21 protein-coding genes are annotated in these 24,009 nt (G+C 62.3%); 18 read left to right on the top strand and 3 right to left on the bottom strand.

The features are described from left to right. Window positions 1-5: 5 nt before the first annotated feature. The 3 genes from OK411_RS12875 to OK411_RS12890 form a co-directional block, all read right to left on the bottom strand. Entirely contained in the window at window positions 6-2,174 is a 2,169-nt protein-coding gene (locus tag OK411_RS12875; RefSeq protein WP_136493529.1) for a TonB-dependent siderophore receptor, read from the bottom strand. 270 nt (window positions 2,175-2,444) lie between these two features. Continuing rightward, window positions 2,445-3,284, bottom strand: a complete 840-nt coding sequence (gene yghU / locus OK411_RS12885) for a glutathione-dependent disulfide-bond oxidoreductase (RefSeq protein WP_024012700.1) — start codon at window positions 3,282-3,284, stop codon at window positions 2,445-2,447. 230 nt (window positions 3,285-3,514) lie between these two features. Next, window positions 3,515-4,018, bottom strand: a complete 504-nt coding sequence (locus OK411_RS12890) for a cupin (RefSeq protein ID WP_264365039.1) — start codon at window positions 4,016-4,018, stop codon at window positions 3,515-3,517. A 179-nt stretch (window positions 4,019-4,197) separates the two neighbouring features. Between OK411_RS12890 and OK411_RS12895 the strand changes: the two genes are divergently transcribed. From OK411_RS12895 to OK411_RS12990, 18 genes are all read left to right on the top strand, one after another. Further along, window positions 4,198-5,985: a thiamine pyrophosphate-requiring protein gene (locus OK411_RS12895; protein WP_264365040.1), complete on the top strand. Its 1,788-nt coding sequence runs from the start codon at window positions 4,198-4,200 to the stop codon at window positions 5,983-5,985. Window positions 5,986-5,995: 10 nt separating this feature from the next. Beyond that, window positions 5,996-6,733: a DUF72 domain-containing protein gene (locus tag OK411_RS12900; RefSeq protein WP_264365041.1), complete on the top strand. Its 738-nt coding sequence runs from the start codon at window positions 5,996-5,998 to the stop codon at window positions 6,731-6,733. Between the two features lie 74 nt (window positions 6,734-6,807). Beyond that, the gene (locus OK411_RS12905) at window positions 6,808-7,695 is read left to right on the top strand and encodes a Dyp-type peroxidase (protein WP_071172020.1); all 888 of its coding nucleotides are present in this window, start codon (window positions 6,808-6,810) and stop codon (window positions 7,693-7,695) included. 9 nt (window positions 7,696-7,704) lie between these two features. Beyond that, window positions 7,705-8,670 (top strand): Gfo/Idh/MocA family protein, encoded by a 966-nt coding sequence (locus tag OK411_RS12910; RefSeq protein ID WP_264365042.1) that lies wholly within the window; start codon window positions 7,705-7,707, stop codon window positions 8,668-8,670. A 214-nt stretch (window positions 8,671-8,884) separates the two neighbouring features. Further along, on the top strand, window positions 8,885-9,637 hold the full coding sequence (locus tag OK411_RS12915; RefSeq protein WP_217879849.1) for a GntR family transcriptional regulator: 753 nt from the start codon (window positions 8,885-8,887) through the stop codon (window positions 9,635-9,637). Continuing rightward, a complete protein-coding gene (locus OK411_RS12920) occupies window positions 9,634-11,364 on the top strand; it encodes a fumarate reductase/succinate dehydrogenase flavoprotein subunit (protein WP_264365043.1) in 1,731 nt (576 codons plus the stop codon). The genes OK411_RS12915 and OK411_RS12920 overlap by 4 nt, the downstream gene beginning before the upstream one ends. Window positions 11,365-11,391: 27 nt before the next feature. Then, entirely contained in the window at window positions 11,392-11,637 is a 246-nt protein-coding gene (locus OK411_RS12925) for a ferredoxin family protein (protein ID WP_003225615.1), read from the top strand. A 211-nt stretch (window positions 11,638-11,848) separates the two neighbouring features. After that, window positions 11,849-13,273 (top strand): ABC transporter substrate-binding protein, encoded by a 1,425-nt coding sequence (locus tag OK411_RS12930; RefSeq protein WP_264365044.1) that lies wholly within the window; start codon window positions 11,849-11,851, stop codon window positions 13,271-13,273. Between the two features lie 216 nt (window positions 13,274-13,489). Beyond that, window positions 13,490-14,269 (top strand): ABC transporter permease, encoded by a 780-nt coding sequence (locus tag OK411_RS12935; RefSeq protein WP_110599314.1) that lies wholly within the window; start codon window positions 13,490-13,492, stop codon window positions 14,267-14,269. Next, a complete protein-coding gene (locus tag OK411_RS12940; protein ID WP_264365045.1) occupies window positions 14,269-15,117 on the top strand; it encodes an ABC transporter ATP-binding protein in 849 nt (282 codons plus the stop codon). Before OK411_RS12935 ends, OK411_RS12940 begins: the two co-directional genes overlap by 1 nt. Continuing rightward, window positions 15,114-16,076, top strand: coding sequence for a HEAT repeat domain-containing protein (locus tag OK411_RS12945; RefSeq protein WP_264365046.1), 963 nt, complete (start codon window positions 15,114-15,116; stop codon window positions 16,074-16,076). Before OK411_RS12940 ends, OK411_RS12945 begins: the two co-directional genes overlap by 4 nt. Beyond that, window positions 16,073-16,351, top strand: a complete 279-nt coding sequence (locus OK411_RS12950; RefSeq protein WP_264365047.1) for a DUF971 domain-containing protein — start codon at window positions 16,073-16,075, stop codon at window positions 16,349-16,351. Before OK411_RS12945 ends, OK411_RS12950 begins: the two co-directional genes overlap by 4 nt. 193 nt (window positions 16,352-16,544) lie before the next feature. Beyond that, the gene (gene lexA / locus OK411_RS12955) at window positions 16,545-17,162 is read left to right on the top strand and encodes a transcriptional repressor LexA (protein ID WP_264365048.1); all 618 of its coding nucleotides are present in this window, start codon (window positions 16,545-16,547) and stop codon (window positions 17,160-17,162) included. After that, entirely contained in the window at window positions 17,162-17,779 is a 618-nt protein-coding gene (gene imuA, locus OK411_RS12960) for a translesion DNA synthesis-associated protein ImuA (RefSeq protein ID WP_024012713.1), read from the top strand. Before lexA ends, imuA begins: the two co-directional genes overlap by 1 nt. A 5-nt stretch (window positions 17,780-17,784) precedes the next feature. Then, window positions 17,785-19,200 (top strand): Y-family DNA polymerase, encoded by a 1,416-nt coding sequence (locus OK411_RS12965; protein ID WP_122610544.1) that lies wholly within the window; start codon window positions 17,785-17,787, stop codon window positions 19,198-19,200. After that, on the top strand, window positions 19,197-22,274 hold the full coding sequence (locus tag OK411_RS12970) for an error-prone DNA polymerase (protein WP_264365049.1): 3,078 nt from the start codon (window positions 19,197-19,199) through the stop codon (window positions 22,272-22,274). The genes OK411_RS12965 and OK411_RS12970 overlap by 4 nt, the downstream gene beginning before the upstream one ends. Window positions 22,275-22,709: 435 nt before the next feature. Continuing rightward, the gene (locus OK411_RS12985; protein WP_264365050.1) at window positions 22,710-23,069 is read left to right on the top strand and encodes a hypothetical protein; all 360 of its coding nucleotides are present in this window, start codon (window positions 22,710-22,712) and stop codon (window positions 23,067-23,069) included. Window positions 23,070-23,193: 124 nt separating this feature from the next. Further along, window positions 23,194-23,883 carry a GntR family transcriptional regulator gene (locus OK411_RS12990; RefSeq protein WP_136493519.1) on the top strand — a complete coding sequence of 230 codons (690 nt, stop codon included), beginning with the start codon at window positions 23,194-23,196 and terminating at the stop codon, window positions 23,881-23,883. Window positions 23,884-24,009 lie beyond the last annotated feature (126 nt).

The raw sequence follows: 24,009 nt of genomic DNA on the forward strand, positions 1-24,009 counted from the left end.
TCGCCTCAGAACTTGTACTTGGCCGTCATCATGTAGCTGCGCGGGGTGCCGTAGTTATCGGTCGAGCCCCAGGTCACGTCGGTGCCGATGGAGGAATAGTACTTGCGGTCGAAAATGTTGTTGGCGTTGACCTGCAGGTCGAGGTGCTTGTTGACCTCGTAACCAGCCATCAGGTCGGTGACCGCGTAGCCGCCCTGTTCGAGGCGATAGCTGCCGCCGTTGGCCAGAGCGATGTCGTTGTACATGCGGCTCTGCCAGTACACGTTGCCGCCCACGCGCAGTTTTTCCAGCGGGCCTTTGAAGCGGTACACGGTGGAGACCTTGAACAGGTGCTCGGGCATGTCGGTGTCGAATTTCTGGTTATTGTTGGCCGGGTTTTCGTCCTTGATGTAGTGGGCGCGGGTGTAGGTGTAGCCGGCGCCGACTTGCCATTGCTCGGTCAGCGCACCTTGCAGTTCCATGTCCACGCCTTGGGCGCGAACCTTGCCAGAGGTTTCGTAGCAGGTCAGTTCCGGGCAGCCTAGCTGGGTCGCTGCCTGAGTGGCGCGGTTGGTCTGGTCCATCTGGAACACTGCCACGCTGCCGTTCAGCGCGCCGTCGAAATATTCGCCCTTGATACCGACTTCGTAGTTTTCACCGACGATCGGCTCAAGCACTTTGCCGCCGAGGTCCTTCTGGGTTTGCGGGGTGAAGATGTCGGTGTAGCTGGCGTAGACCGAGTGATGGTCATCGAGTTTGTAGATCAGGCCGGCGTAACGGGTCAGGTTGCGGGTGACTTTGAAGTCGCCGTCGGCGCTGCGATCGTCGTAGTCATACCAGTCCAGACGACTGCCGAGGATCAACGTCAGCGGGTCGGCCAGGCTCAAGCGCGTGGTCAGGTAAACCGCGTCCTGAGTGGTGACGTTGCGCGATTTGCCGCTACGCACGAAGTCAGGTTTTGGCGCGGCGATCGGCAGGCCGGTGTCGTAGGGCGAGTATTCCTTGGTGGTGGCGTCGTACACCCGATTGCTGGCGCCGACTACCAGTTCGTGGGTACGGCCGAACGCTTCGAACGGGCCGCTGGCGAAACCATCGAAGGCGCGTTGCTTGTCGGTGTGGTGCGATTGGTAGGCGGTGGTTTCCAGCGGGCCGTCGTAGCGCGACAAATACGTGCCGGAGAATTCGCCTTCGGTTGTCGAAGTGGAACCGCCGAGGTGCAGTTTCCAGTCGTTGTCGAAACGGTGTTCGACTTCACCGAATACGGTGTCGACTTGCAGCTTGCGGTTTTCCCAGTCGGTGCCCGGGTAAGTGGAGCGGGGCAGGTCGAGGTGGTGGCCGTCTTCGCCGATCGGCAGGCCGCCCCAGAAATAATTGGTCTGATCGTTCTGCCGGGAGAAACCGAGGGTCGCCGTGGTGCTGTCGCTCAGGTCGGCTTCACCGATGGCGTAGAACAGGCCGTGATCGTTTTCTTCCTTGTCGCGAAAACTGTCGGCGCCCTGATACGACGTCACCACCCGGCCACGCAGGGTGCCGCTGTCGTTCAGCGGGCTGGAGGCATCGACCTCGCCACGGTAGTCATCCCAGCTGCCGGCGGCGCCGGTGAGGGTCACGCGCTGATCGGCGGTCGGGCGTTTGCGCACCATGTTGATCGCCGCCGACGGGTTGCCGGCACCGGTGACCAGGCCGGTCGCGCCACGGACGATTTCCACGCGATCAAACATCGCCAGGTTCGGTTGCACCGCCAGGGTGTACGGCGAATACGAGCTGGGCAGGCCGTCGTACATGATGTTGTCGATGTCGAAACCACGCGCCTTGTAAGTCTGCCGCCCCGGGCCGCTGGCCTCGCTGAGAAACAGCCCCGGCGTGCCACGCACCACGTCGTTGACGCTGGTCATGTTCTGGTCGTCCATGCGCTGGCGAGTGATCACCGTCACCGCCTGCGGCGTTTCGCGCATGGTCAGCGACAGCTTGGTCGCGGTCTGCATCGGGCCGGTGGTGTAGGACTGCGTGTCTTCGGTGGTGCTGCTCATCTGCGTAGCGCCGATTTCGGTCGCTTGCAGTTCCAGCGGGCCATTGGTGGGCGCAGTGGCTGCGGTTTCTTCAGCCAACGCAGGAGCGATGCTGGCCATGCCGATGGCGATTGCGAGGAGGTTAGGTGAAAGGTTCGAGCGGCGGTGAATGGTGTGAAACGACATCTATCTGCTTCCCCAAGATTTACCCAAACGAAACTAATGCGAGTGCATGTAAGAATTATTCGCATTAGTATGTCGGAAGTTTCCGGGGGAATAAACCCGTACGAGTCAGTTAGTTAATGATTTTTTCACAATTGGATTCGATGGCCTTCGGACGCAAATGTGGGAGCGAGCCTGCTCGCGAAGGCGGTGTGTCATTCAACAGATGCGTTGTCTGATACTCCGCTTTCGCGAGCAGGCTCGCTCCCACAGGGTTATGCGGTTTTTTTGAAATCAGTCCAGATCCTTCGCCTCATGCCGCTCCGGCACCTGACTGTCTTCATCACCCCAGGTGCGATTCACTCGCTGCCCACGCATGACCGCTGGCCGCTTGGCGATTGCTTCGGCCCAGCGCTGCACATGGGTGTATTCATGCGCCGCGAGAAATTCCGCCGCCGAGTAAACGTTGTTGCGCACCAGTTGCCCGTACCAGGGCCACACGGCGATGTCGGCGATGGTGTAATCGTCGCCGGCCAGATAGGCGTTATCAGCGAGACGGCGGTTGAGCACATCCAGCTGCCGTTTGGCTTCCATGGTGAAGCGGTTGATCGGGTATTCGAGCTTCTCCGGCGCATACGCGTAGAAGTGCCCGAAACCGCCGCCCAGGTACGGCGCCGAGCCCATTTGCCAGAACAGCCAGTTGAGGGTTTCGGTGCGACCGGCCGGATCCTTGGGCAGCAAGGCGCCGAACTTTTCCGCCAGATACAGCAGGATCGAACCGGACTCGAACACCCGGATCGGCGGCTCGACGCTGCGATCCAGCAGCGCCGGGATTTTCGAGTTCGGGTTGACCTCGACAAAACCGCTGGAGAACTGATCGCCCTCGCCAATGCGGATCAGCCACGCATCGTACTCGGCCTCGCTGTGGCCGAGTGCGAGCAGCTCTTCGAGCATGATGGTGACTTTGACACCGTTGGGCGTGGCCAGCGAATACAGTTGCAGCGGATGCTTGCCGACCGGCAGTTCCTTATCGTGGGTCGGCCCGGCGATCGGCCGGTTGATGCTGGCGAAGTGGCCGCCGGAAGGGGCTTCGTGTTTCCACACCTTGGGCGGAACGTAAGACGCATTGCTCATGAAACGGACCTCGTCGATGCTGGGAGAGAACAGGTAGACACCGTAGGGAAAATTTCCGGCGGGTGCCAGCGGTGAGTGCGGTTATTCATATTGAATGATGCAAACCGATCTGCCGCCTTCGCGAGCAGGCTCGCTCCCACAGGGGTATGTATTGGACAGAGAAGCAGGGTTCACCCGTATTCATTGTGGGAGCGAGCCTGCTCGCGAAAGCGTCGGCAGGGTCGCCGCGCCTAATGGCTCCAATACCGCCCAACCGCACCCCCGACTCCCTGCACCGGATCTGTCTCAGGAAACGCCAGCCCCTCGATCCGCGCCAACTGCGCATCACTCGGCGCGGCCCGGCAAATATCCGCCTGCTGCCCCGGCGGATAAGCACCGACCACCAGAAAATCCGAGCTCGATTCGAGATTACAGTGCCCGGTTCCCGCCGGCAGCAACAGCACATCCCCGGCGTAGACGTCGACGACTTGCCCATCAGGCCCGCCCAACATCAACCGCGCCTGACCGGCCGCCACGCCAAGCACTTCGTGGCCTTCAGTGTGATAGTGGTGATAGTCATAAATGCCGTAGCGCCACTGCGCCGGCCAGCCATTGGCGCCGAAGGTCTGCTCGAAGCGCGCCGCCGGATCGTCGCCTTCAACGGCAATCGCGCTGCGGTAGATCAGCACCGGCAGACGCGGATTGTTCGGCACCCAGTCATTGCGTTGAAGCAGCAGGGTTTGCACATCAGTCATGGCCCATCCTCCTTCGATCATTTCTCAATCGACCACAGAGCAGGGCGCACGCCTCAAAAAATCATTGCCGCGCAAACACGGCGCCTGAGCCATGCCCGGACAATCCAGCGAAACTTCATCGCGCAGCGAGCTGTCCAGACCCTTACATGTCCATGCAGCGGTAAATGGCGAGGGTCAAGATGACGATGACAGTAGGTGATTTTCTGGTTGAGCGGCTCAGCGAATGGGGCGTCACGCGGATTTTTGGTTATCCGGGGGATGGCATCAACGGCGTTTTCGGCGCCATGAGCCGGGCCAAAGGCAAAATCGAATTTGTCCAGGCGCGGCATGAAGAAATGGCCGCGTTCATGGCCTCGGCCCACGCCAAGTTCACCGGCGAGCTGGGCGTGTGCATCGCCACCTCCGGCCCCGGCGCTTCGCACCTGATCACCGGCCTCTACGACGCGCGCATGGATCACATGCCGGTGCTGGCCATTGTCGGTCAGCAGGCGCGTACGGCGCTGGGCAGTCACTACCAGCAGGAGCTGGATCTGGTGTCGATGTTCAAGGATGTCGCCGGTGCGTTTGTGCAGCAGGCTTCGGCGCCATCGCAAGTGCGCCATCTGCTTGATCGCGCGGTGCGCACTGCGGTCGGCGAGCGCCGCGTCACCGCGTTGATTCTGCCCAATGACTTGCAGGATCTGCCTTACGAACAACCCGCGCGCGCCCATGGCACCGCGCATTCCGGCGTCGGCTACAGCAAGCCGAAAGTCGTTCCTTATGCCGCCGATCTGCAACGCGCGGCCGAGGTGCTGAACAGCGGCGAGAAAGTCGCGATTCTGGTGGGTGCCGGCGCGCTGGAGGCGACCGATCTGGTCATCGCCGTGGCGGAAAAGCTCGGCGCGGGCGTCGCCAAGGCGCTGTTGGGCAAAGCAGCGTTGCCAGACGATTTGCAGTGGGTCACCGGCAGCATCGGCCTGCTCGGCACCGAGCCCAGCTACAAGCTGATGAGCGAGTGCGACACCTTGCTGATGATCTGTTCAGGCTTCCCGTATTCCGAGTTTCTGCCCAAGGAAGGCCAGGCGCGCGGCGTGCAGATCGACTTGCAGCCGGACATGCTCAGCCTGCGTTATCCGATGGAGGTCAATCTGGTCGGCGATTCAGCGGAAACCCTCGCCGCGTTGCTGCCCTTGCTGGAACAGAAAACCTCGAACAAATGGCGCAAGAAGATCGAAGGCTGGCGCAGCAGCTGGGAGAAAACCCTGGAAAAACGCGCCATGGCCAAAGCCGATCCGGTCAATCCGCAACGAGTGGTCTACGAGTTGTCACCGCGTTTGCCCGAGCAGGCGATTATCACCAGCGACTCTGGCTCCTGCGCCAACTGGTTCGCCCGCGATCTGAAAATCCGTCGCGGCATGAAATGCTCACTGTCCGGTGGCCTGGCCTCGATGGGCGCGGCGGTGCCCTATGCGATCGCGGCGAAATTTGCTTACCCGGAACGCCCGGTCATTGCCCTGGTCGGCGACGGCGCGATGCAGATGAACAACATGGCCGAGCTGATCACGGTCGCCAAATACTGGCGGCAATGGCAAAGCCCGAAATGGATCTGCGCGGTGTTCAACAATGAAGACCTCAATCAAGTCACCTGGGAGCAGCGGGTGATGGAGGGCGATCCCAAGTTTGAAGCGTCGCAGAGCATTCCCGATGTGCCATATCACCTGTTCGCGATTTCCATCGGTCTGAAGGGCATTTTCGTTGATCGTGAGGAGGAGGTCGCAGCTGCGTGGGAGCAAGCGCTCGCCTCGGAAGTGCCGGTGCTGATTGAGTTCAAGACCGACCCGAACGTGCCGCCGCTGCCGCCGCACATCAAGCTTGAGCAAGCGAAGAAATTCGCCACGACCCTGCTCAAGGGCGACCCGGACGAAGCCGGGGTGATCGTGCAGACCGCCAAGCAGGTACTGGGCGCCGTGTTGCCCGGGAAGAAGTGACGGTGTGCGCTTGAACGAGTCAACCATCTACATCGGTTGCGCCGGCTGGAGTCTCGCTCGCGAGCACTGGCCGGCATTCCCCGCCGAAGGCACGCACCTGCAACGCTACGCCGCGCGCTTCAACTGTGTGGAAATCAACAGCTCGTTCTACCGCCCGCATCGGCGTCAGACCTACGAACGCTGGGCCGACTCGGTAGCGCCGGACTTTCGCTTCGCAGTGAAAGTGCCGAAGCTCATCACCCATGAACAGCGGCTGGCGGACAGCGCGGCCGCGCTCGATGAGTTTCTCGGCCAGTGCCAGGGCTTGGGTGATAGACTCGGCTGCCTGCTGGTGCAGTTGCCACCGAAACTTGCGTTCGATGCGCCGGTGGCCGAGGCGTTTTTTCGTGCCCTGCGCGAGCGGTTCAAAGGCAGTGTGGTGCTGGAACCGCGACACGAATCGTGGACTGAGGCTGAGGCAATGCTGATGGAGCTGCAGATTGCCCAGGCGGTGGTCGATCCCTCGCGGATCAGCACCGACACCGCACCGGGTGGCTGGCAAGGCCTGCAGTATTGGCGCCTGCACGGCTCGCCACGGATTTATCACAGCGCTTATGAAGCGACCTATCTGCAACAGCTTGCTCAGAACCTGCGGCGCGCGAAGGCCGACGGCAGAGACATCTGGTGCATCTTCGACAACACCGCCAGCGGTGCCGCCACCGCCGATGCGCTGGCTTTGAAGGCGTTGATCGAGGGCGTTGAACGCTGAACGACGACGCTCTCGCCACCCACACAAACGATACGGCTACAGGTAAACTCCGCGCACTTTTTCAAGGAGTTCACATGAGTTACTACCAGCCGGGCATTCTCGCTACCCCTGTTCCTGCGCAAGCACGTCATCTGTTTTTCGCCCTGGCGTCGGTTGAAGCCTTGCCGCAAGCGATCGACAGCCTGCTGATGCTGGTGGATGGCAAGTCGGCGGTGGTTGGCTTTGGTGAGTCGTTGACCAAGGCGCTGAATGTCGAAATCGCCGGCCTGCGCAGCTTCCCGGCGCTGACCGGCGTTGGCGTGAACAACCCGTCGACCCAGCATGCCCTGTGGATCTGGCTGCACGGTGTCGACCGTGGTGAACTGCTCAACCGCTGCAACGCTATCGAGGCCGCGCTGGCCCCGGCCTTGCGTCTGGTAGAGATGCAGGAAGCCTTCCGCCACATGGACGGCCACGACCTCACCGGTTACGAAGACGGCACGGAAAACCCCCACGATGACGCCGCTGTCGCCGCCGCGCTGCTGAGCTCCGGCGCTGACGGGCTGGTCGGTGGCAGCTTCGCCGCGATCCAGCAGTGGCAGCACGACCTCAAGGGTTTTCATCGCCTGTCTGCCGGCGCCAAGGACGACATCATGGGACGGCGCTTGAGCGATAACGAAGAAATCGACGACGCGCCAATCTCCGCCCACGTCAAACGCACCGCGCAGGAGAGCTTCGCCCCGGAAGCCTTCGTCGTGCGCCGCTCGATGCCGTGGATTGAAGGCGATCGCGCCGGTTTGATGTTCCTCGCTTTCGGTTTCTCGCTGGATGCTTTCGAAGCACAGCTGCGGCGCATGAGCGGCCTGGAGGACGGTATTGCCGATGGCTTGTACCAGATCAGCCGGCCGATCACCGGCGGCTACTACTGGTGCCCGCCGCTTAAGGACGGACGCCTTGATCTGCGCGCGTTGCGCATCGGCTGAGGACTGCCTATGAACGTGGTGCGCTGGGGCATGATCGGTTGCGGCAGTGTCGCTGAACGCAAGAGCGGACCGGCCTTTTACAAGGCACCCGGTTCGGCACTGGTCGCGGTGATGGGCCGACGCCTCGACGCGGTGACCGACTACGCCGCGCGCCACGGCATCAGCCGCGTCTATACCGATGTCGATGCGTTGATCAACGATCCCGAAGTGGACGCGGTGTACATCGCCACACCGCCCGACAGCCACCACGCCTACAGCCTGAAAGTCGCCGCCGCCGGCAAGCATTGCTGCGTGGAAAAGCCCATGGCACTCAACGCCGGGCAAAGCCGCGAGATGCAGCAAGCGTTTGCCGCTGCCGGTCTGCACTTGTTCGTCTCCTATTACCGCCGCTCGCTGCCGCGCTTCGCCCAGGTGCGGCAATGGCTGGAGGAGGGTCGCATCGGCGATGTCCGCCATCTGAGCTGGACGCTGACCAAAGCACCGTCGCCGGCTGATCTTGAGGGTCGCGATAATTGGCGCACCGACCCGGCGGTGGCGGGCGGCGGCTACTTTGCCGACCTGGCCAGCCATGGCTTGGACCTGTTCCAGTATCTGCTTGGCGACATCGTTGAAGTCGCCGGTTTCACCGCGCGTCAGGCGGGTCTGTACGCGGCGGAAGATGCGGTCAGCGCCACCTGGCGGTTCGCTTCCGGAGCGCTGGGCATGGGCTGCTGGAACTTTGTTGCGGACCGCCGTGAGGATCGCGTCGAGATTATCGGCAGCAAAGGGCGCATCGAGTTTTCGGTGTTTGACGAGCATCCGGTGCAGCTGGATGCCGATGAGCAGATCAGCCTGGAGATCGCTCATCACGAGCATATTCAGTGGCATCACGTGCTGGGGATGAATGCGCATATTCGGGGTGATTCACAGCATCCCGCCGTGGCCGAGCAAGCCGTCAAGACCGATTGGGTAATGGACCGGATCCTCAAACGCTGAATAGCTCACGATCCCCGGTGGGAGCGAGCCTGCTCGCGAAAGCGGTGTGTCAGTCACGGAGGTATTGACTGACAGAATGCTTTCGCGAGCAGGCTCGCTCCCACAGGTCATCCGGCGCAACGCGCATCTAAGGTTATGCCCAAACAATATTTCTCAACCTCGTCATAACCTCTCTAAGATCACGTCATAACTCGTTATAACAAGTGATCCGACGATGACCGATAACGTTCTCTCCCTCAGTAGCGTTCCGCTGCACACCCAACTGCGCGACGTCCTGCGTGCGCGGATTCTCGACGGTGAATACCCGCAAGACAGCCAGATGCCTTCCGAAAGCGAACTGGGCGCGCTGTTCAAAGTCAGCCGCATCACCGTGCGCCAGGCACTCGGTGATCTGCAAAAGGAAGGCCTGATCTTCAAGATCCATGGCAAGGGCACCTTCGTCTCCAAACCGAAAACCTTTCAGAACGTCAGCAGCCTGCAAGGCCTCGCCGAGTCGATGACCGGGCGCGGTTATGAAGTGATCAACCGACTGCGCAGTTTCAAATTCATTCCGGCCGACAAGCGTGTCGCCGAGCGTCTGCAGGTGGCCGAAGGTGAGATCGTCGCGCAGATCAAACGCGTACGGCTGATCAATCGCGAGCCGATCTCGCTGGAAATTACCTACCTGCCCAAAGCGGTCGGCGAACGGCTGGAGAAGGCCGACCTGGTCACTCGCGACATCTTTCTGATTCTGGAAAACGACTGCGGCATCGCCCTTGGCCACGCCGATCTGGCCATCGACGCAGTGCTGGCTGACAGCGACCTGACCCAGGCACTCAACGTCGAAGCGGGCTCGCCGATCATGCGCATCGAGCGCCTGACCCATGACGCCCAGGGCCAGCCGCTGGACTTCGAACACCTTTATTACCGTGGCGATGCGTTCCAGTACCGCTTGCGGATCGACCGGCAAAAAGGGGAGCAGGCATGACCCGCAACGTTCTAGAACAGGAATACGACATCGTCGTGATTGGCGGCGGTACGGCCGGGCCGATGGCAGCGATCAAGGCCAAGGAGAAGAACCGCGATTTGCGCGTGTTGCTGGTCGACAAGGCCAACGTCAAGCGCAGCGGCGCGATCAGCATGGGCATGGACGGCCTGAACAACGCGATCATTCCCGGCCACTCGACACCGGAGCAGTACACCAAGGAAATCACCATCGCCAACGACGGCATCGTCAATCAGGCGGCGGTCTACGCCTATGCGACGCACAGTTTTGAAACCATCGAACAACTCGACCGCTGGGGCGTGAAGTTCGAGAAAGACGAAACCGGTGACTACGCGGTGAAAAAGGTCCACCACATGGGCGCCTATGTGCTGCCGATGCCGGAAGGGCACGACATCAAGAAAGTTCTGTATCGGCAGTTGAAACGTGCGCGGGTGAGCATCACCAATCGCCTGGTCTGCACGCGGTTGCTGACCGACGAGGAGGGCGCGGTCAACGGTGTAATGGGCTTCGAATGCCGCACCGCCGACTTCCATGTGATCAAGGCCAAAGCGGTGATTCTCGCCTGCGGCGCGGCCGGGCGCCTCGGCCTGCCGTCGTCGGGCTACCTGATGGGCACTTACGAAAACCCGACCAATGCCGGTGACGGCTACGCGATGGCCTATCACGCCGGCGCCGAACTGGCGAATCTTGAGTGCTTTCAGATCAACCCGCTGATCAAGGATTACAACGGCCCGGCCTGCGCCTACGTCACCGGCCCGCTGGGTGGCTACACCGCCAACAACAAGGGTGAACGCTTCATCGAGTGCGACTACTGGAGCGGGCAGATGATGTGGGAATTTCACCAGGAACTGGAAAGCGGCAACGGCCCGGTGTTCCTCAAACTCGATCACCTGGCCGAGGAAACCATCCAGAACATCGAGGAAATCCTGCACAGCAACGAGCGCCCGAGCCGTGGCCAGTTCCACGCCAACCGTGGCACCGACTACCGCACGCAGATGGTCGAAATGCACATTTCGGAAATCGGCTTTTGCAGCGGCCACTCGGCGTCCGGCGTGTGGGTCAACGAGCGTGCCGAGACTTCAGTCAAGGGCTTGTACTCGGCCGGCGACATGGCTGCGGTGCCGCACAATTACATGCTCGGCGCGTTCACTTACGGCTGGTTCGCCGGGCACAACGCCGCGGACTTTGTTGCCGGCCGCGAGTTTTCCGCACTGGACAGCGAGCAGATCGCCAAGGAAAAAGCCCGGGTCTACGCGCCGCTCGATCGCGAACACGGTCTGCCGCCGGCGCAGGTCGAGTACAAACTGCGGCGCTTCGTCAACGATTACCTGCAACCGCCGAAAGTAACCAAAAAAATGCAGATCGGCCTGCAGCGCTTCAGTGACATCGAGCGCGATCTCGAGCAGATGAAAGCCAACAACGCTCACGAACTGATGCGAGCGATGGAAACCAGCGTAATCCGCGACTGTGCCGAAATGGCCGCCCGCGCTTCGTTGTTCCGCGCCGAAAGCCGCTGGGGCCTGTACCACTATCGCGTCGATCACCCGCAACGCAACGACGCCGATTGGTTCTGTCACTGCCATCTGAAGAAGGGCGAGGACGGGCGCATGACCAGTTTCAAGAAAGCCGTCGAGCCTTACATCATCCCGCTCGATGCTGAGGAAATGCAGGCTTACGACCGCCTGCGGGTCGGCGCCTTCGCCGCTTGATGCATCACTGAAAAGAGAGTCCGAACCATGGCTTATCAAGCTCAGGAAATCTTCTTCCGCTCCAACGCGCCGGTCACCGTCGACGAGGACAAATGCATCGCCGAAAAGGGCTGCACGGTGTGCGTCGACGTCTGCCCGATGGACCTGCTGGCGATCAACCCGGCCACGCAAAAGGCCTACATGGCGTTCGATGAATGCTGGTACTGCATGCCGTGCGAGAAGGATTGCCCGACGGGGGCGGTGAAGGTCGACATCCCCTATTTGTTGCGTTGATCCCAAATCCACTGTGGGAGCGAGCCTGCTCGCGAAAGCAATCGTTCATTCAACAATGATGGTGACTGACCCGCCGCCTTCGCGAGCAGGCTCGCTCCCACGTTGCAATTGTGATTATCCAATAGCCATCCGGTGAACCCCGGACGCTGAATGCAAAACACCCCTCGTTTCCCACCGCGCCCCGATCGCGGCGGAGACGAACTTCAAACAAATGATTCGAGGGGAAACACTCATGTTGCGTGCAGCACTCGCCGGTCTGGTACTGGCTTCATTCACCTTGTCGGCCTCGGCCGAAACCATCCGCATCGCCATCGGCACCCAGGACACCACCATCAACTGCGCCGCCGGTGGCCTGTTGATCAGGGAACTGGGGCTGCTGGAAAAATACCTGCCCCACGATGGCGCCTACAAAGATGCGAAGTACGACGTGCAATGGAAAAACTTCACCAGTGGCGCACCGCTGACCAACGAGATGGTCGCCGGCAAGCTCGACTTTGGCGCCATGGCCGATTTCCCCGGTGCGTTCAATGGTGTGGCGTTCGAAACGGCGGGCAAGCACAGCCTGTTCATCAGCGTGCTGTCGGGCAGCATCAAGGGCAGCGGCAACGGCATCGTCGTGCCGAGCGCTTCGTCGGTGCAAAGCCTGAGCGAACTCAAGGGCAAGACCATTTCGGTGCCGTTCGCCTCGACGGCTCACGGCATGTTGCTGCGCGCCGTGGCAGAGCAGGGCTGGGACCCGCTCAAGGATGTCAACATCATCGCCCAGCCACCGGAAGTCGCTGGCTCGGCATTGCAGGCCGGCAAGATCGACGCCCACGCCGATTTCGTGCCCTTCGCCGAACTGTTCCCGAGCCGTGGTTTCGCCCGCAAGATCTATGACGGCGCCCAGGCCAACGCGCCGACTTTCCATGGCGCACTGGTGGATCAGGCCTACGCCAGGAAGTACCCGGAAATCGTTGTCGCTTACCTGCGTGCGAGCATCGAAGCCAACCAACTGCTCGCCGCCGAACCGGAGAAGTACAGCGAACTGATCGCCAAGGTCACCGGCGTCGATGCCGAGGTCAACTACCTGTTCCATGGCCCGCTCGGCGTACAGACCCGCGACCTGAGCTGGAAGCCTGAATATCGCCAGGCCGTCGGTACCGCCATCGATACCCTGAAGCTGCTGAAGAAAGCTGATCGCGGGCTCGACCTGAACAGCTTCATCGACGACCAGTACATCCGCGCCGCGTTCAAGGCTGCGAACCTCGATTACACCGCGCAACTGGCCAACTACGCGCAGACGCCGTTGCCGGGTGTAGATGCTGCGACGGGCAAAGCCATCACCGACGTCAGCCATGTCGCGGAAATCTGGGTGCGTGGCGAGGAAAAAGTCCGCCGTTACGGCTCGGCTGAAGCGGCGTTCACCGCGCTGGCGGCGTTGAAGCAGGAGGGCAAGAACATTCGTGCGGTGTATGCGCAGGCCAGTGACAGCGGGATCAAGTTGCTCGCTGAACAGGCGTGGTTTGCCAGCGACGCCAAGGGCCGCCTCAGCGCATTTCTGCTCAAGGGCCAGGCCCAGCAATACGCTGCGGGGCAAGGTGGCAAGGTGTTCGACTTCAGCGATGCCACTGCGCAGGTTGTTGCTGCGCGCTGAAGATCAAAAGCCCCTCACCCTAACCCTCTCCCGGAGGGAGAGGGGACTGACCGAGTTGTCGTTGAGAGATACGCCGACGTGAAGTACCGAGTCGAACTCAGGTCGTGAAAAGCACGCAAATCGGCTCCCTTTCCCCCTCGCCCCCCCTGGGGGAGAGGGCTGGGGTGAGGGGGTAAATCTCGGCCATCACACAGAACCCGAACTGGAAACCGGACTATGAAAACACCGTTGCGCTGGACATCAAGAGCCGCCTCACTGCTGCTCTGCCTGCTCTTCTGGCAACTCGCCGCCAGCCACCACTGGAACCTCGGCCTGGTCACCTTTGCCAACGTGCCGACGCCACTGGCGGTGATCGAAGCCGCGCTGGGCCTGGGCGACTCGGGCAAACTCTGGCAGCACCTGAGCAGCAGCCTCGGCCGCGTCTTCGCCGGTTACGTGGCGGCGTTGATCATCGGCATCGCCCTGGGCCTGGCCATCGGCCGGTCGAAATGGGCTGAGGATTTGCTGTTGCCACCACTGGAAGTCCTGCGCCCGATCCCCGCCGTGGCGTGGATTCCGCTGGCGATCCTGATGTTTCCATCCTCGGAATTGTCGATGGTCTTTATCACCTTCACCGGCGCGCTGTTCCCGATCCTGCTTAACACCGTGCACGGCGTCGAAGGCGTCGATCCACGCCTGATCGCCTCGGCAAAAAGCCTCGGGGCAGGGCGCCGGGCGATTCTGCTGGAAGTAATCCTGCCGGGCGCTGCGCCGAGCATCATTACCGGCCTGGCGATCGGCATGGGCACTTCGTGGTTCTGCCTGGTGACGGCGGAAATGATCTCCGGGCAGTTCGGTATCGGTTACTACACCTGGGAGTCCTACACCATTCAGAACTACGCCGACATTGTTGTCGGCATGCTCCTGATCGGCGTGTTGGGCATGGGCAGCAGTTGGCTGATCAAACGTCTGGGCGGCTTGTTCACGCCTTGGCATCGACCGCGAGGCAAAGCCTGATGAGCGTCATGCAAACCCCGGAAGGGCGGATCGACATTCGCCAGTTGTCCATCGTCCTCGGCCAGGGCCGCGAAGCCTTCGAAGCGGTGCAGGGCCTCGATTGCCAGATCGAACCCGGCCAGTTCGTGTGCATTCTCGGCCCGTCCGGTTGCGGCAAGTCGACCTTGCTTGGCGCCCTGGCCGGACACTTGAATGCCAGTACCGGCAGCTTGAAAGTCGACGGCAGCGCTGTGACCGGCCCGTCGCCGCAGCGTGGCATGGTGTTTCAGCACCACACGCTGTTCCCGTGGCGCACGGTGCGCGACAACGTCGCCTTCGGCCTGAAGATGCGCGGCGTCGCCAAGGCTGAGCGGCATCGCGCGGCTGATGAAATCCTCAAACTGGTCGGCCTCGAAGGCTTCGCCGAGCGCTGGCCGGATCAACTCTCCGGAGGCATGCAGCAGCGGGTGGAGATTGCCCGGGTGCTGGTCAATCGCCCGCGCCTGTTGCTGATGGACGAGCCGTTCGGCGCGCTGGATGCGCTGACCCGCTTGAACATGCAGGAACTGCTGCTGGACATCTGGACGCGCATCCGCACCACCGTGGTTTTCGTCACCCATGACATCGACGAGGCGCTGTTTCTAGCCGATCGCTTGCTGGTAATGAGCGCGCGACCAGGGCGAATCATCGAAGACTTGCCTCTGGACTTTCCACGCCCGCGTACCAATGAACTGGTGACCAGCCCCGAGTTCGCTCGCCTGAAACGCCATTGCCTCGACCTGCTGCGCCACGACAACGACCGACCGCTGCCGCGCCTCAATCCGCTCGGCCTGCCTCCTGAAAACCCTTTGCCGCGATTCGCCCTATGACCTCTATTTTTGCTGTGACCGACAACGAAGACATCCTCGCCCTGCAACCGCGCCTGACGGCGGAAGACCCGGGCGTGCGGCGCATTGCCCTGATTGATCTGGCCGATCTGGAGGAACCGGATGGTTTGCTCTGGCTGGTTGATCGACTCCGGCAGGATCCCGCCGAGGACGTTCGCGCTGAAGCCGCACGATTGCTCGAAGCGTGGGAGGATGAAGCGGTCGTGCAAGCCTTGTGCGAAGCGCTGACGGATCCGGCGCCCGCCGTGCAATCGGCGGCGGCGCAAAGCCTGAGCCTGCTCAAGACTGCAGCGGCGGGGCGGGTCATTCTGCCGTGGACCGCACATGCCGATGTCAGTGTGCGCATCGCCGCCTTTCGGGCGTTACGCGAATTGCGCTTTGCCGAGGCCGCGCCGGCTGCCGTCGCCGCGTTGGAGGACACCGATGCCAATGTTCGGCGCGAAGCGGTCGGTGTGCTCGGCTGGCTCAAACAGCTCGACGCGCTGCCAGCTCTGGCGCAACTGGCCAGCGACGACCCGGACACCGAAGTGCGTCGCGCCGCGACCGGTGCGCTGGGTCTGGCCAGTGGCGCCGAAGTATTGCCAGCGTTGCGCCAGGCTTTGCGCGACCCTGCCTGGCAAGTGCGCGAAGAAGCTGCGACCACGCTGGGCAAGGTTGGCCACAGCGACGCCGGCCCGGCCTTGGTCGAAGCGCTGAGCGATGATTACTGGCAAGTGCGCCTGCGCGCCACCCGAAGCCTCGGCCGCTTGCGCTTCGTCCCGGCGCTGGACGCGCTGATCGACACCCTCGGCCACCGTATCAGCAATCTGCGCAAGGAAGCCGCGCTGGCCCTCGGTGAATTGAACGATCGCGGCGCTGTTGCCGCGTTACAGGCGGCGCAGGACGACGGCGACCCGGAAGTGCGCAAAGCCGTGCGCATCGCTCTGAGTCAATTGCAATGAATCCGCTGGCGGTGGGCAACTCGCAGAGTGCGCGCACGTTGCGCCTGAGCTGGCCGGACGGGCGCGAATCGTTGCTCAAGCATGCCGATCTGCGCCGGCAATGCCCGTGCTCGCAATGCCGCGCATTTCGCCTGCGTGGCGTCACGCCGCTGGTTGATGATCGCGTGCGCCTGATCGAGGTCAATCCACAGGGTTATGGCGTGCAACTGGTGTTCAGCGATGGCCATCAACGCGGGATTTACCCGTGGGCGTACCTGGCGCAACTGGGTTCCTGACCTTATCCGATGATCGTTCCCACGCTCCGCGTGGGAATGCAGCCCGTGACGCTCCGCGTCACTGGACGCGGAGCGTCCCTTGAGGCATTCCCACGCGGAGCGTGGGAACGATCAGATCGCAGCCTTCGGCAGCTGCCTGCGTCGGCTTGCGCCGACTGGCGGTTCTTGTCAGGCATTTCCCACAGGAGTACAAATGTACTCCATGACGAACCTCACTCCCCGCCGTACCGCCATTCTGATCTTTATCCGCGATCGCATCGCCGAGCACGGTCAGCCCCCAAGCCTCGCTGAAATCAGCGAGGCTTTTGGTTTTGCCTCGCGCAGCGTGGCGCGCAAGCATGTGCTGGCGCTCACCGAAGCCGGTTTCATCGAGGTCAATCCGCATCAGGCCCGGGGCATTCGCCTGCTCGGTCAGCCACCGCGTCCGGAGCTGCTGGAGATCCCCGTACTTGGTCGTGTTGCCGCCGGCGCACCGATTGGCGCCGATGCCGATATCCATAACCGTTTGCTGCTCGACCCGGCGCTGTTCTCCCGTACCCCGGATTACATGCTGCGGGTGCAGGGCGACTCGATGATCGAAGACGGCATTCTCGATGGCGATCTGGTCGGTGTGCGGCGCAATCCCGAGGCGCTGAACGGCCAGATCGTCGTTGCGCGTCTGGACGGTGAAGTCACCATCAAACGCTTCGAACGGGTCGGGGATGAAGTGCGCCTGCTGCCGCGCAACCCGGCCTATCAGCCCATCGTTGTGCGTAACGATCAGGATCTGGCCATCGAAGGCGTGTTCTGTGGTCTGGTGAGGCAAGGCTGATGGGCGCCGTCGTTGCGTTGGATACGCTGTTCAATGGCGGCCAGGTCTGGCGCGGCCGGCCTGCGCCACCGGCGGCGAGTCCGCAGCCGACCGGGCATGCGGGACTGGACGCAGCTCTGCCCAGCGGCGGCTGGCCGGAAGCGGCGCTGAGTGAAATCCTTCTCGCCGGCCCCGGTGTCGGCGAGCTGCAGCTGGTCTGGCCAACCCTGGCGCGATTGTCCGCGGCCGGTGAGCGCATCGTGCTGGTGGCGCCGCCGTTCGTGCCGTACCCGCAGGCCTGGGCCAATGCCGGAGTCGATCTGCGCCAGTTGTCGGTGATTCAGGCCAGCGAGCGCGATGCCTTGTGGGCGGCGGAGCAATGCCTGCGCTCGGGCAGTTGCGGCGCGGTGCTGTGCTGGCCGAACAAGGCCGATGACCGAGCCTTGCGGCGTTTGCAGGTAGCGGCGGAAACCGGCCAGACCCTGGCCTTTGCCTGGCGCCCGTTGAGCGAGGCGGTCAACCCGTCACCGGCAGCGTTACGCATAGCCATCGATGCCAAACCGGCGCAGCTACGCGTACTCAAATGCCGTGGCGGGCTGGCGCGTGCTACGCCGATTGCCTTTGCCGTGGGGCACTGATCGTCATGCGCTGGGTATGTATCCTGTTTCCGCAATTGGCCCTCGACGCCGTGCTGCGTCAGCGGCCCGACCCTGAAGAGCCGCTGGTCCTGCTCAGCGGCCCGGCCCAGCGGCGGGTGCTGCAAGCGGTTAATCCGGCGGCACGCAAACTGGGCCTGCGTCCTGGCATGTCGATGACCGCCGCGCAAGCCATGAGCAAAGGCTTTGCCACCGCCGATTACGAGGTGGCCGAGGTCGAGCACTGGCAGCAGTTTCTCGCCGCGTGGGCCTATCGCTTCAGCGCGCAGGTAAGCGTGCATTATCCGCGTACCGTGGTGTTCGAGATCGAATCCAGCCTGGGACTGTTCGGTACCTGGCCGCAATTTGAAGCTCGCCTGCGCCAGGAGTTGAAAGACCTGGGCTTTCGTCATCGCATCGTCGCCGCGCCGAACCCGGTGGCTGCGCGAGTGCTGGCCAATGCCTACGATGGCTTGGTGGTGCCGGACGGTGAGGCTTTGCAGCATCATCTCGGGCAATTGCCGGTCGACCGCGTCGGGCTGGAGCCGAATGTAGCCACGGCGTTGTCGCGCATGGGCCTGCGCAATCTCAGTCAGGTGCAAAGCCTGCCACGCCAGGCACTGGCCCGGCGTTTCGAAGCGCAGATGCTCAAGCACTTGGATACGCTGTTCGGCGCACGCCCTCTGGCGCTGGCGTTCTATCTGCCGCCCGACCGTTTCGATATCCGCATCGAACTGAATTTCGACGTGCAATCCCATCAAGCCTTGCTGTTCCCGTTACGGCGCTTGACCGGCGATTTGTCGGCGTTCCTCTGTGGGCGCGACAGTGGCGTGCAGCGTTTCGATTTGCTTCTGGAACACGCCGGGCTGCCGGACACAGTGATCAAGGTCGGCCTGCTCAGTGCCGAACGTGACGCGGCAATGCTGTTTGAACTGGCCCGTGGCCGGCTGGAGCAAGTCCAGGTCGAAGCACCGGTGCGTGGTTTTCGCTTGCGCGCCGAAGACCTGCCGAGTTTCGTTCCGCAGTATCAGGAGCTGTTCGACGACCGCCCGCAGCAGACCTTGCCCTGGGAGCAATTGCGCGAACGCCTGCGCGCACGGCTGGGTGATGACGCGGTGCAGGGGCTGCGCTTTCAGGCCGATCATCGCCCTGAGTGCGCGTGGCAGAGCGCCGTCGACAAGCAGCCTTGCACGGGGTTGCCCAGCGTGCAGCGTCCGGGCTGGCTGCTCAACGAACCGCAAAGCGTGCCGGAAGGTTCGGCGCGGATTCTCATGGGGCCGGAGCGCATCGAATCCGGTTGGTGGGACGGTGGCGACGTGCGGCGTGATTACTACCTGATCCAGAACCGCGCCGGTCAGCAGGGCTGGGCCTGGCGGGCGGTGGGTGAGGGCGGTCCGCTGTGGCTGCAAGGCTGGTTCGCATGAGTGCCGATTACGCCGAACTGCATTGCCTGTCGAACTTCAGTTTCCAGCGCGGAGCCTCGAGCGCGCTGGAACTGTTTCAGCGGGCGAAAAAGCACGGCTATCAGGCGCTGGCGATCACCGACGAATGTACCCTGGCCGGCATCGTTCGTGCGTGGCAAGCGGCGAAGTCCGTTGAGTTGCCGTTGATCATCGGCAGCGAGATACGCATCGACAACGGCCCGAAACTGGTGCTGCTGGTGGAAAACCTTGCCGGTTATCAGGCCTTGTGCGGCTTGATCACCCAGGCTCGGCGGCGTACGCAGAAAGGCCAGTATCAGGTGCAGCGGGAAGACTTCGCCGAAGCGCTGCCGGGTTTGCTGGTGTTGTGGGTGCCGGATTCAGTGGATGACCGGGAAGAAGGGCGCTGGCTGAAACAAATCTTCGGCGACCGCCTGTGGCTCACGGTGCAACTGCATCGCGGGCAGAACGATCAGCAGCGACTATCGGCATTGTTGGCTCTGGCGGCTGAGTTGCAGATTCCAGCCGTGGCCAGCGGCGATGTGCACATGCACGCCCGGGGGCGCCGTGCCTTGCAGGACACCATGACCGCGATCCGTCATCACGTCCCCGTGGCCGAAGCGGGTCTGCGCCTGCACCCCAATGGCGAGCGGCATTTGCGTTGCCTCGATGAGCTGCGCGCCCTGTATCCGCCGGACTTGCTCGAAGCGTCGCTAAAACTGGCCAGACGCTGCACCTTCGATCTGAGCGAGCTGCGCTATCAGTACCCGAAAGAGCTGGTGCCCGAGGGCCACAGTGCCAGTTCCTGGTTGCGCCATCTGACCGAGGAGGGCATTGCCTGGCGCTGGCCGCAAGGGCCTCAGGCCAAGGTGCTCAAGCAGATCGATGACGAGTTGCAATTGATCGCCGAGCTCGGCTACGAAAGCTATTTCCTCACCGTGCACGACGTGGTGCGCTTTGCCCGCACACAGAAAATCCTCTGTCAGGGCCGTGGTTCGGCAGCCAACTCGGCAGTGTGTTTTGCCTTGGGCATCACCGAGATCGATCCGGAGCGCACCACGCTATTGTTCGAACGCTTCATGTCCAAGGAGCGCAACGAACCGCCGGACATCGATGTCGATTTCGAGCACGAGCGCCGCGAAGAAGTCCTGCAATACGTGTTCAACCGTTACGGCCGGCGACGTGCGGCGCTGACGGCGGTGGTCAGCACCTATCACGCCACCGGTGCCGTGCGCGATGTGGCCAAGGCCCTCGGCCTGCCGCCGGATCAGATCAACGCGCTGGCCGACTGCTGCGGGCGCTGGAGCGATGAGACGCCGCCGCTGGAACGTTTGCGTGAAGGCGGCTTCGACCCGGATAGTCCGGTGCTGCGCCGGGTGCTGAGCCTGACCGGGCAACTGATCGGCTTCCCCCGGCATCTGTCGCAGCATCCCGGCGGTTTTGTGATCTCCGAGCAGCCGCTGGACACCCTGGTGCCGGTCGAAAACGCGGCAATGGCCGACCGCACCATCATTCAGTGGGACAAGGACGACCTCGATGCGGTCGGCCTGCTCAAGGTGGATATCCTCGCCTTGGGCATGCTCAGCGCGATTCGCCGCTGCTTCGACCTGCTGCGCCGGCATCGTGATCTGAACCTGACGCTCGCGACGATCCCCGCCGAAGACAAACCGACCTACGAAATGATCAGCCGCGCCGATACCGTCGGCGTGTTCCAGATCGAGTCGCGGGCGCAGATGTCGATGTTGCCGCGCCTGAAGCCAAAGACCTTCTACGATCTGGTGATTGAAGTGGCGATTGTCCGGCCCGGGCCGATTCAGGGCGGCATGGTTCATCCGTATCTGCGCCGACGTAATAACGAAGAGGCGGAAACCTATCCATCGCCGGCGCTCGAAGTCGTACTCAAAAGAACCCTGGGCGTGCCGTTGTTCCAGGAACAGGTCATGCAGATCGCCATCGTCGCTGCCGACTATAGCCCCGGCGAGGCCGATCAGTTGCGCCGCTCGATGGCGGCGTGGAAGCGCCATGGCGGACTGGAGCCGCACAAGGAACGCCTCGCCGCCGGCATGAAAAAGAACGGCTACACACCCGAATTCGCTGCGCAGATCTTCGAGCAGATCAAGGGCTTCGGCAGTTACGGCTTCCCCGAATCCCACGCCGCCAGTTTCGCCTTGCTGACCTACGCCAGTTGCTGGCTCAAGTGTCACGAGCCGGCGGCGTTTGCCTGCGCATTGATCAACAGTTGGCCGATGGGCTTTTACAGCCCGGACCAGATTCTGCAGGACGCGCGGCGGCACCAATTGCAGATCCGTCCGGTGGACGTGCGCGCCAGTGACTGGGATTGCAGCCTTGAGCCGCTGAGTGCCGGGCAACCGGCGATTCGCATGGGCCTGCGCATGATCAAGGGGTTTCGCGAAGAAGATGCCCGGCGCATCGAAGCCGCGCGCCGCCACGGAGCCTTTGCCGATGTCGCTGACCTGGGTGAGCGCGCCGCCCTCGACAGTCGTGCGCAGGCCTTGCTGGCAGACTCCGGCGCCTTGCGCGGTCTGGCCGGGCATCGTCATCGTGCGCGTTGGGAAGTGGCCGGGGTGCAGAAACAACTCGGCCTGTTCGCCGGCCTGCCCAACGAGGAAGAAGTCAAAATCGTCCTGCCCAAACCCAGCGTTGGCGAAGACTTGCATGCTGATTACGCCACGGTGGGGACGACGCTGGGGCCGCACCCGTTGGCATTGTTGCGTGGCGAGTTGCAGGCCCGGCGCTGCCGCAGCTCGCGCGAATTGATGGATATCGAACATGGCCGGCCGGTCAGCGTGGCCGGGCTGGTCACCGGCCGACAGCGACCCGGTACGGCCAGCGGGGTGACGTTCGTGACCCTGGAAGACGAGTTCGGCAACGTCAACGTGGTGGTCTGGCGTGACCTGGCCGAGCGTCAGCGCCAAGTGCTGGTGGGGTCGCAATTGCTCAAGGTCGACGGCCGCTGGGAACGCGAAGGCGATGTGCGCCACCTGATCGCCGGGCGCATGAGCGACCTGAGCCCGCTGCTCAACGGCATTCACGTGCAGAGCCGCGATTTTCACTGACCCTTGTGGGAAAGAGCCTGTCGCGAAAGCGGACTGTCAGGCGATGACGATGTTGACTGTGCCGCCGCCTTCGCGAGCAGGCTCGCTCCCACAGAGACTTTGGTTGCTCTGGAGATGGTCGATCTGCCCCGTATCAGTGTGGAAGCGAGCTTGCTCGCGAAATCGCAGTGTCAGGCGATGACGATGTCGAACGTGCCGACGCCTTCGCGAGCAAGCTCGCTCCCACAGGGGTTTTGGTTGCGATGAAGATGGTTGATCGGCCCCGGATCAGTGTGGGAGCGAGCTCGCTCGCGAAAGCGGACTGTCAGGCGATGACGATGTTGACTGTGCCGCCGCCTTCGCGAGCAGGCTCGCTCCCACAGGGACTTTGGTTGCTCTGGCGATGGTCGATTTGCCATGTAGCAGTGTGGCAGCGAGCCTGCTCGCGAAAGCGCAGTGTCAGGCAATGACGATGTTGAATGTGCCGCCGCCTTCGCGAGCAAGCTCGCTCCCACAGGGATTTTGGTTGCGATGAAGATGGTCGATCTGCCCCGTATCAGTGTGGGAGCGAGCTTGCTCGCGAAAGCGGACTGTCAGGCAATGACAATGTTGACTGTGCCGCCGCCTTCGCGAGCAGGCTCGCTCCCACAGGGATTTTTGGTTGCGATGAAGATGGTCGATCTGCCCCGTATCAGTGTGGAAGCGAGCTCGCTCGCGAAAGCGCAGTGTCAGGCGATGACGATGTTGAATGTACCGCCGCCTTCGCGAGCAGGCTCGCTCCCACAGGTTTTGGCTGTTTATTCAAAATCGAGATAAATCAAAAGGCTGCACCTTTGGGCCGAAGGCAGATATTCTGCGCTTCACACTGGTACGGGAACCCGATCAACTCCATGGCCAGCCACTGCCAGGATGAATTGCCCGACGCCAAAGGAGTGTTCGAATGAGCGAAAAAAAGCTGGAAACCACGGTCGATCGCGTCTACCAAGGGGTTTATGCGGCGATCAGCAAGCGTTCGTTGCGCCCGGGCATGAAGCTGGGTGAGGCCTCGCTGGCCGAGCTGTTCAATGTCAGCCGCACCTCGGTGCGTGCTGCGCTCAAGCAGTTGGAAGCCGATGGCTTGGTCACCACCGAGCCCAACAAAGGCGCTTCGGTGTCGCTGCCCAGTGACGCAGAGCTGCGTTCGTTGTTCGAAACCCGGCGGCTGATCGAGATCGGCATCGTCACCGAACTGTGCCGGCGCAAAGACAGCGTTGCCATGCAGGATCTGCGTGAGCACTTGTTACTGGAAGATGCCGCGCATGCTGCCGGCGACCATGAACGACTGATCCATCTGCTCGGCGAGTTCCACCTCAAACTGGCGCGCAGCCTGAACAATCCGGTCCTGCTCGACTGGTTCCAGAAGCTGATCTCGCGGGCCTCGCTGTATGCCGCCGCGCTCGATGATGACAGTCATCAAGCCTGCCGCGACGATGAACACCTGCGTTTGCTTGAGTACATCGAAGCCGGCGATCAGAGCGCCGCGATCGAACTGACCTGTACGCACCTCAACGGAATCGAGAAGGCGATCCTCGACGCCGCGGCGAAAATGAAAACCGGCTATCACCCACTCAAGCACTTGATTGGCGTCTGAATGGCTCTGCGTCGCAAATCGGCTATACCTGCGATGAAACCAATGCGTTTTCACAGCCTCGAAACACACGGGCGTCGCGTCGTTGTAGCGTTGCGATAGATCGGAAAACCGCAAAAAAGGACACTG

It is taken from the genome of Pseudomonas sp. RG1, from assembly GCF_025910115.1.
GTDB classification, from domain to species: domain Bacteria; phylum Pseudomonadota; class Gammaproteobacteria; order Pseudomonadales; family Pseudomonadaceae; genus Aquipseudomonas; species Aquipseudomonas atacamensis.

Coding starts and splice junctions, on each gene's coding strand:
- OK411_RS12895 (WP_264365040.1), top strand. CDS start 4,198: ATGACGATGACAGTAGGTGATTTTCTGGTTGAGCGGCTCAGCGAATGG.
- OK411_RS12905 (WP_071172020.1), top strand. CDS start 6,808: ATGAGTTACTACCAGCCGGGCATTCTCGCTACCCCTGTTCCTGCGCAA.
- OK411_RS12970 (WP_264365049.1), top strand. CDS start 19,197: ATGAGTGCCGATTACGCCGAACTGCATTGCCTGTCGAACTTCAGTTTC.
- OK411_RS12910 (WP_264365042.1), top strand. CDS start 7,705: ATGAACGTGGTGCGCTGGGGCATGATCGGTTGCGGCAGTGTCGCTGAA.
- OK411_RS12930 (WP_264365044.1), top strand. CDS start 11,849: ATGATTCGAGGGGAAACACTCATGTTGCGTGCAGCACTCGCCGGTCTG.
- OK411_RS12875 (WP_136493529.1), bottom strand. CDS start 2,174: ATGTCGTTTCACACCATTCACCGCCGCTCGAACCTTTCACCTAACCTC.
- lexA (WP_264365048.1), top strand. CDS start 16,545: ATGTACTCCATGACGAACCTCACTCCCCGCCGTACCGCCATTCTGATC.
- OK411_RS12915 (WP_217879849.1), top strand. CDS start 8,885: ATGACCGATAACGTTCTCTCCCTCAGTAGCGTTCCGCTGCACACCCAA.
- OK411_RS12935 (WP_110599314.1), top strand. CDS start 13,490: ATGAAAACACCGTTGCGCTGGACATCAAGAGCCGCCTCACTGCTGCTC.
- OK411_RS12890 (WP_264365039.1), bottom strand. CDS start 4,018: ATGACTGATGTGCAAACCCTGCTGCTTCAACGCAATGACTGGGTGCCG.
- yghU (WP_024012700.1), bottom strand. CDS start 3,284: ATGAGCAATGCGTCTTACGTTCCGCCCAAGGTGTGGAAACACGAAGCC.
- OK411_RS12940 (WP_264365045.1), top strand. CDS start 14,269: ATGAGCGTCATGCAAACCCCGGAAGGGCGGATCGACATTCGCCAGTTG.
- OK411_RS12945 (WP_264365046.1), top strand. CDS start 15,114: ATGACCTCTATTTTTGCTGTGACCGACAACGAAGACATCCTCGCCCTG.
- OK411_RS12990 (WP_136493519.1), top strand. CDS start 23,194: ATGAGCGAAAAAAAGCTGGAAACCACGGTCGATCGCGTCTACCAAGGG.
- OK411_RS12925 (WP_003225615.1), top strand. CDS start 11,392: ATGGCTTATCAAGCTCAGGAAATCTTCTTCCGCTCCAACGCGCCGGTC.
- OK411_RS12950 (WP_264365047.1), top strand. CDS start 16,073: ATGAATCCGCTGGCGGTGGGCAACTCGCAGAGTGCGCGCACGTTGCGC.
- imuA (WP_024012713.1), top strand. CDS start 17,162: ATGGGCGCCGTCGTTGCGTTGGATACGCTGTTCAATGGCGGCCAGGTC.
- OK411_RS12920 (WP_264365043.1), top strand. CDS start 9,634: ATGACCCGCAACGTTCTAGAACAGGAATACGACATCGTCGTGATTGGC.
- OK411_RS12965 (WP_122610544.1), top strand. CDS start 17,785: ATGCGCTGGGTATGTATCCTGTTTCCGCAATTGGCCCTCGACGCCGTG.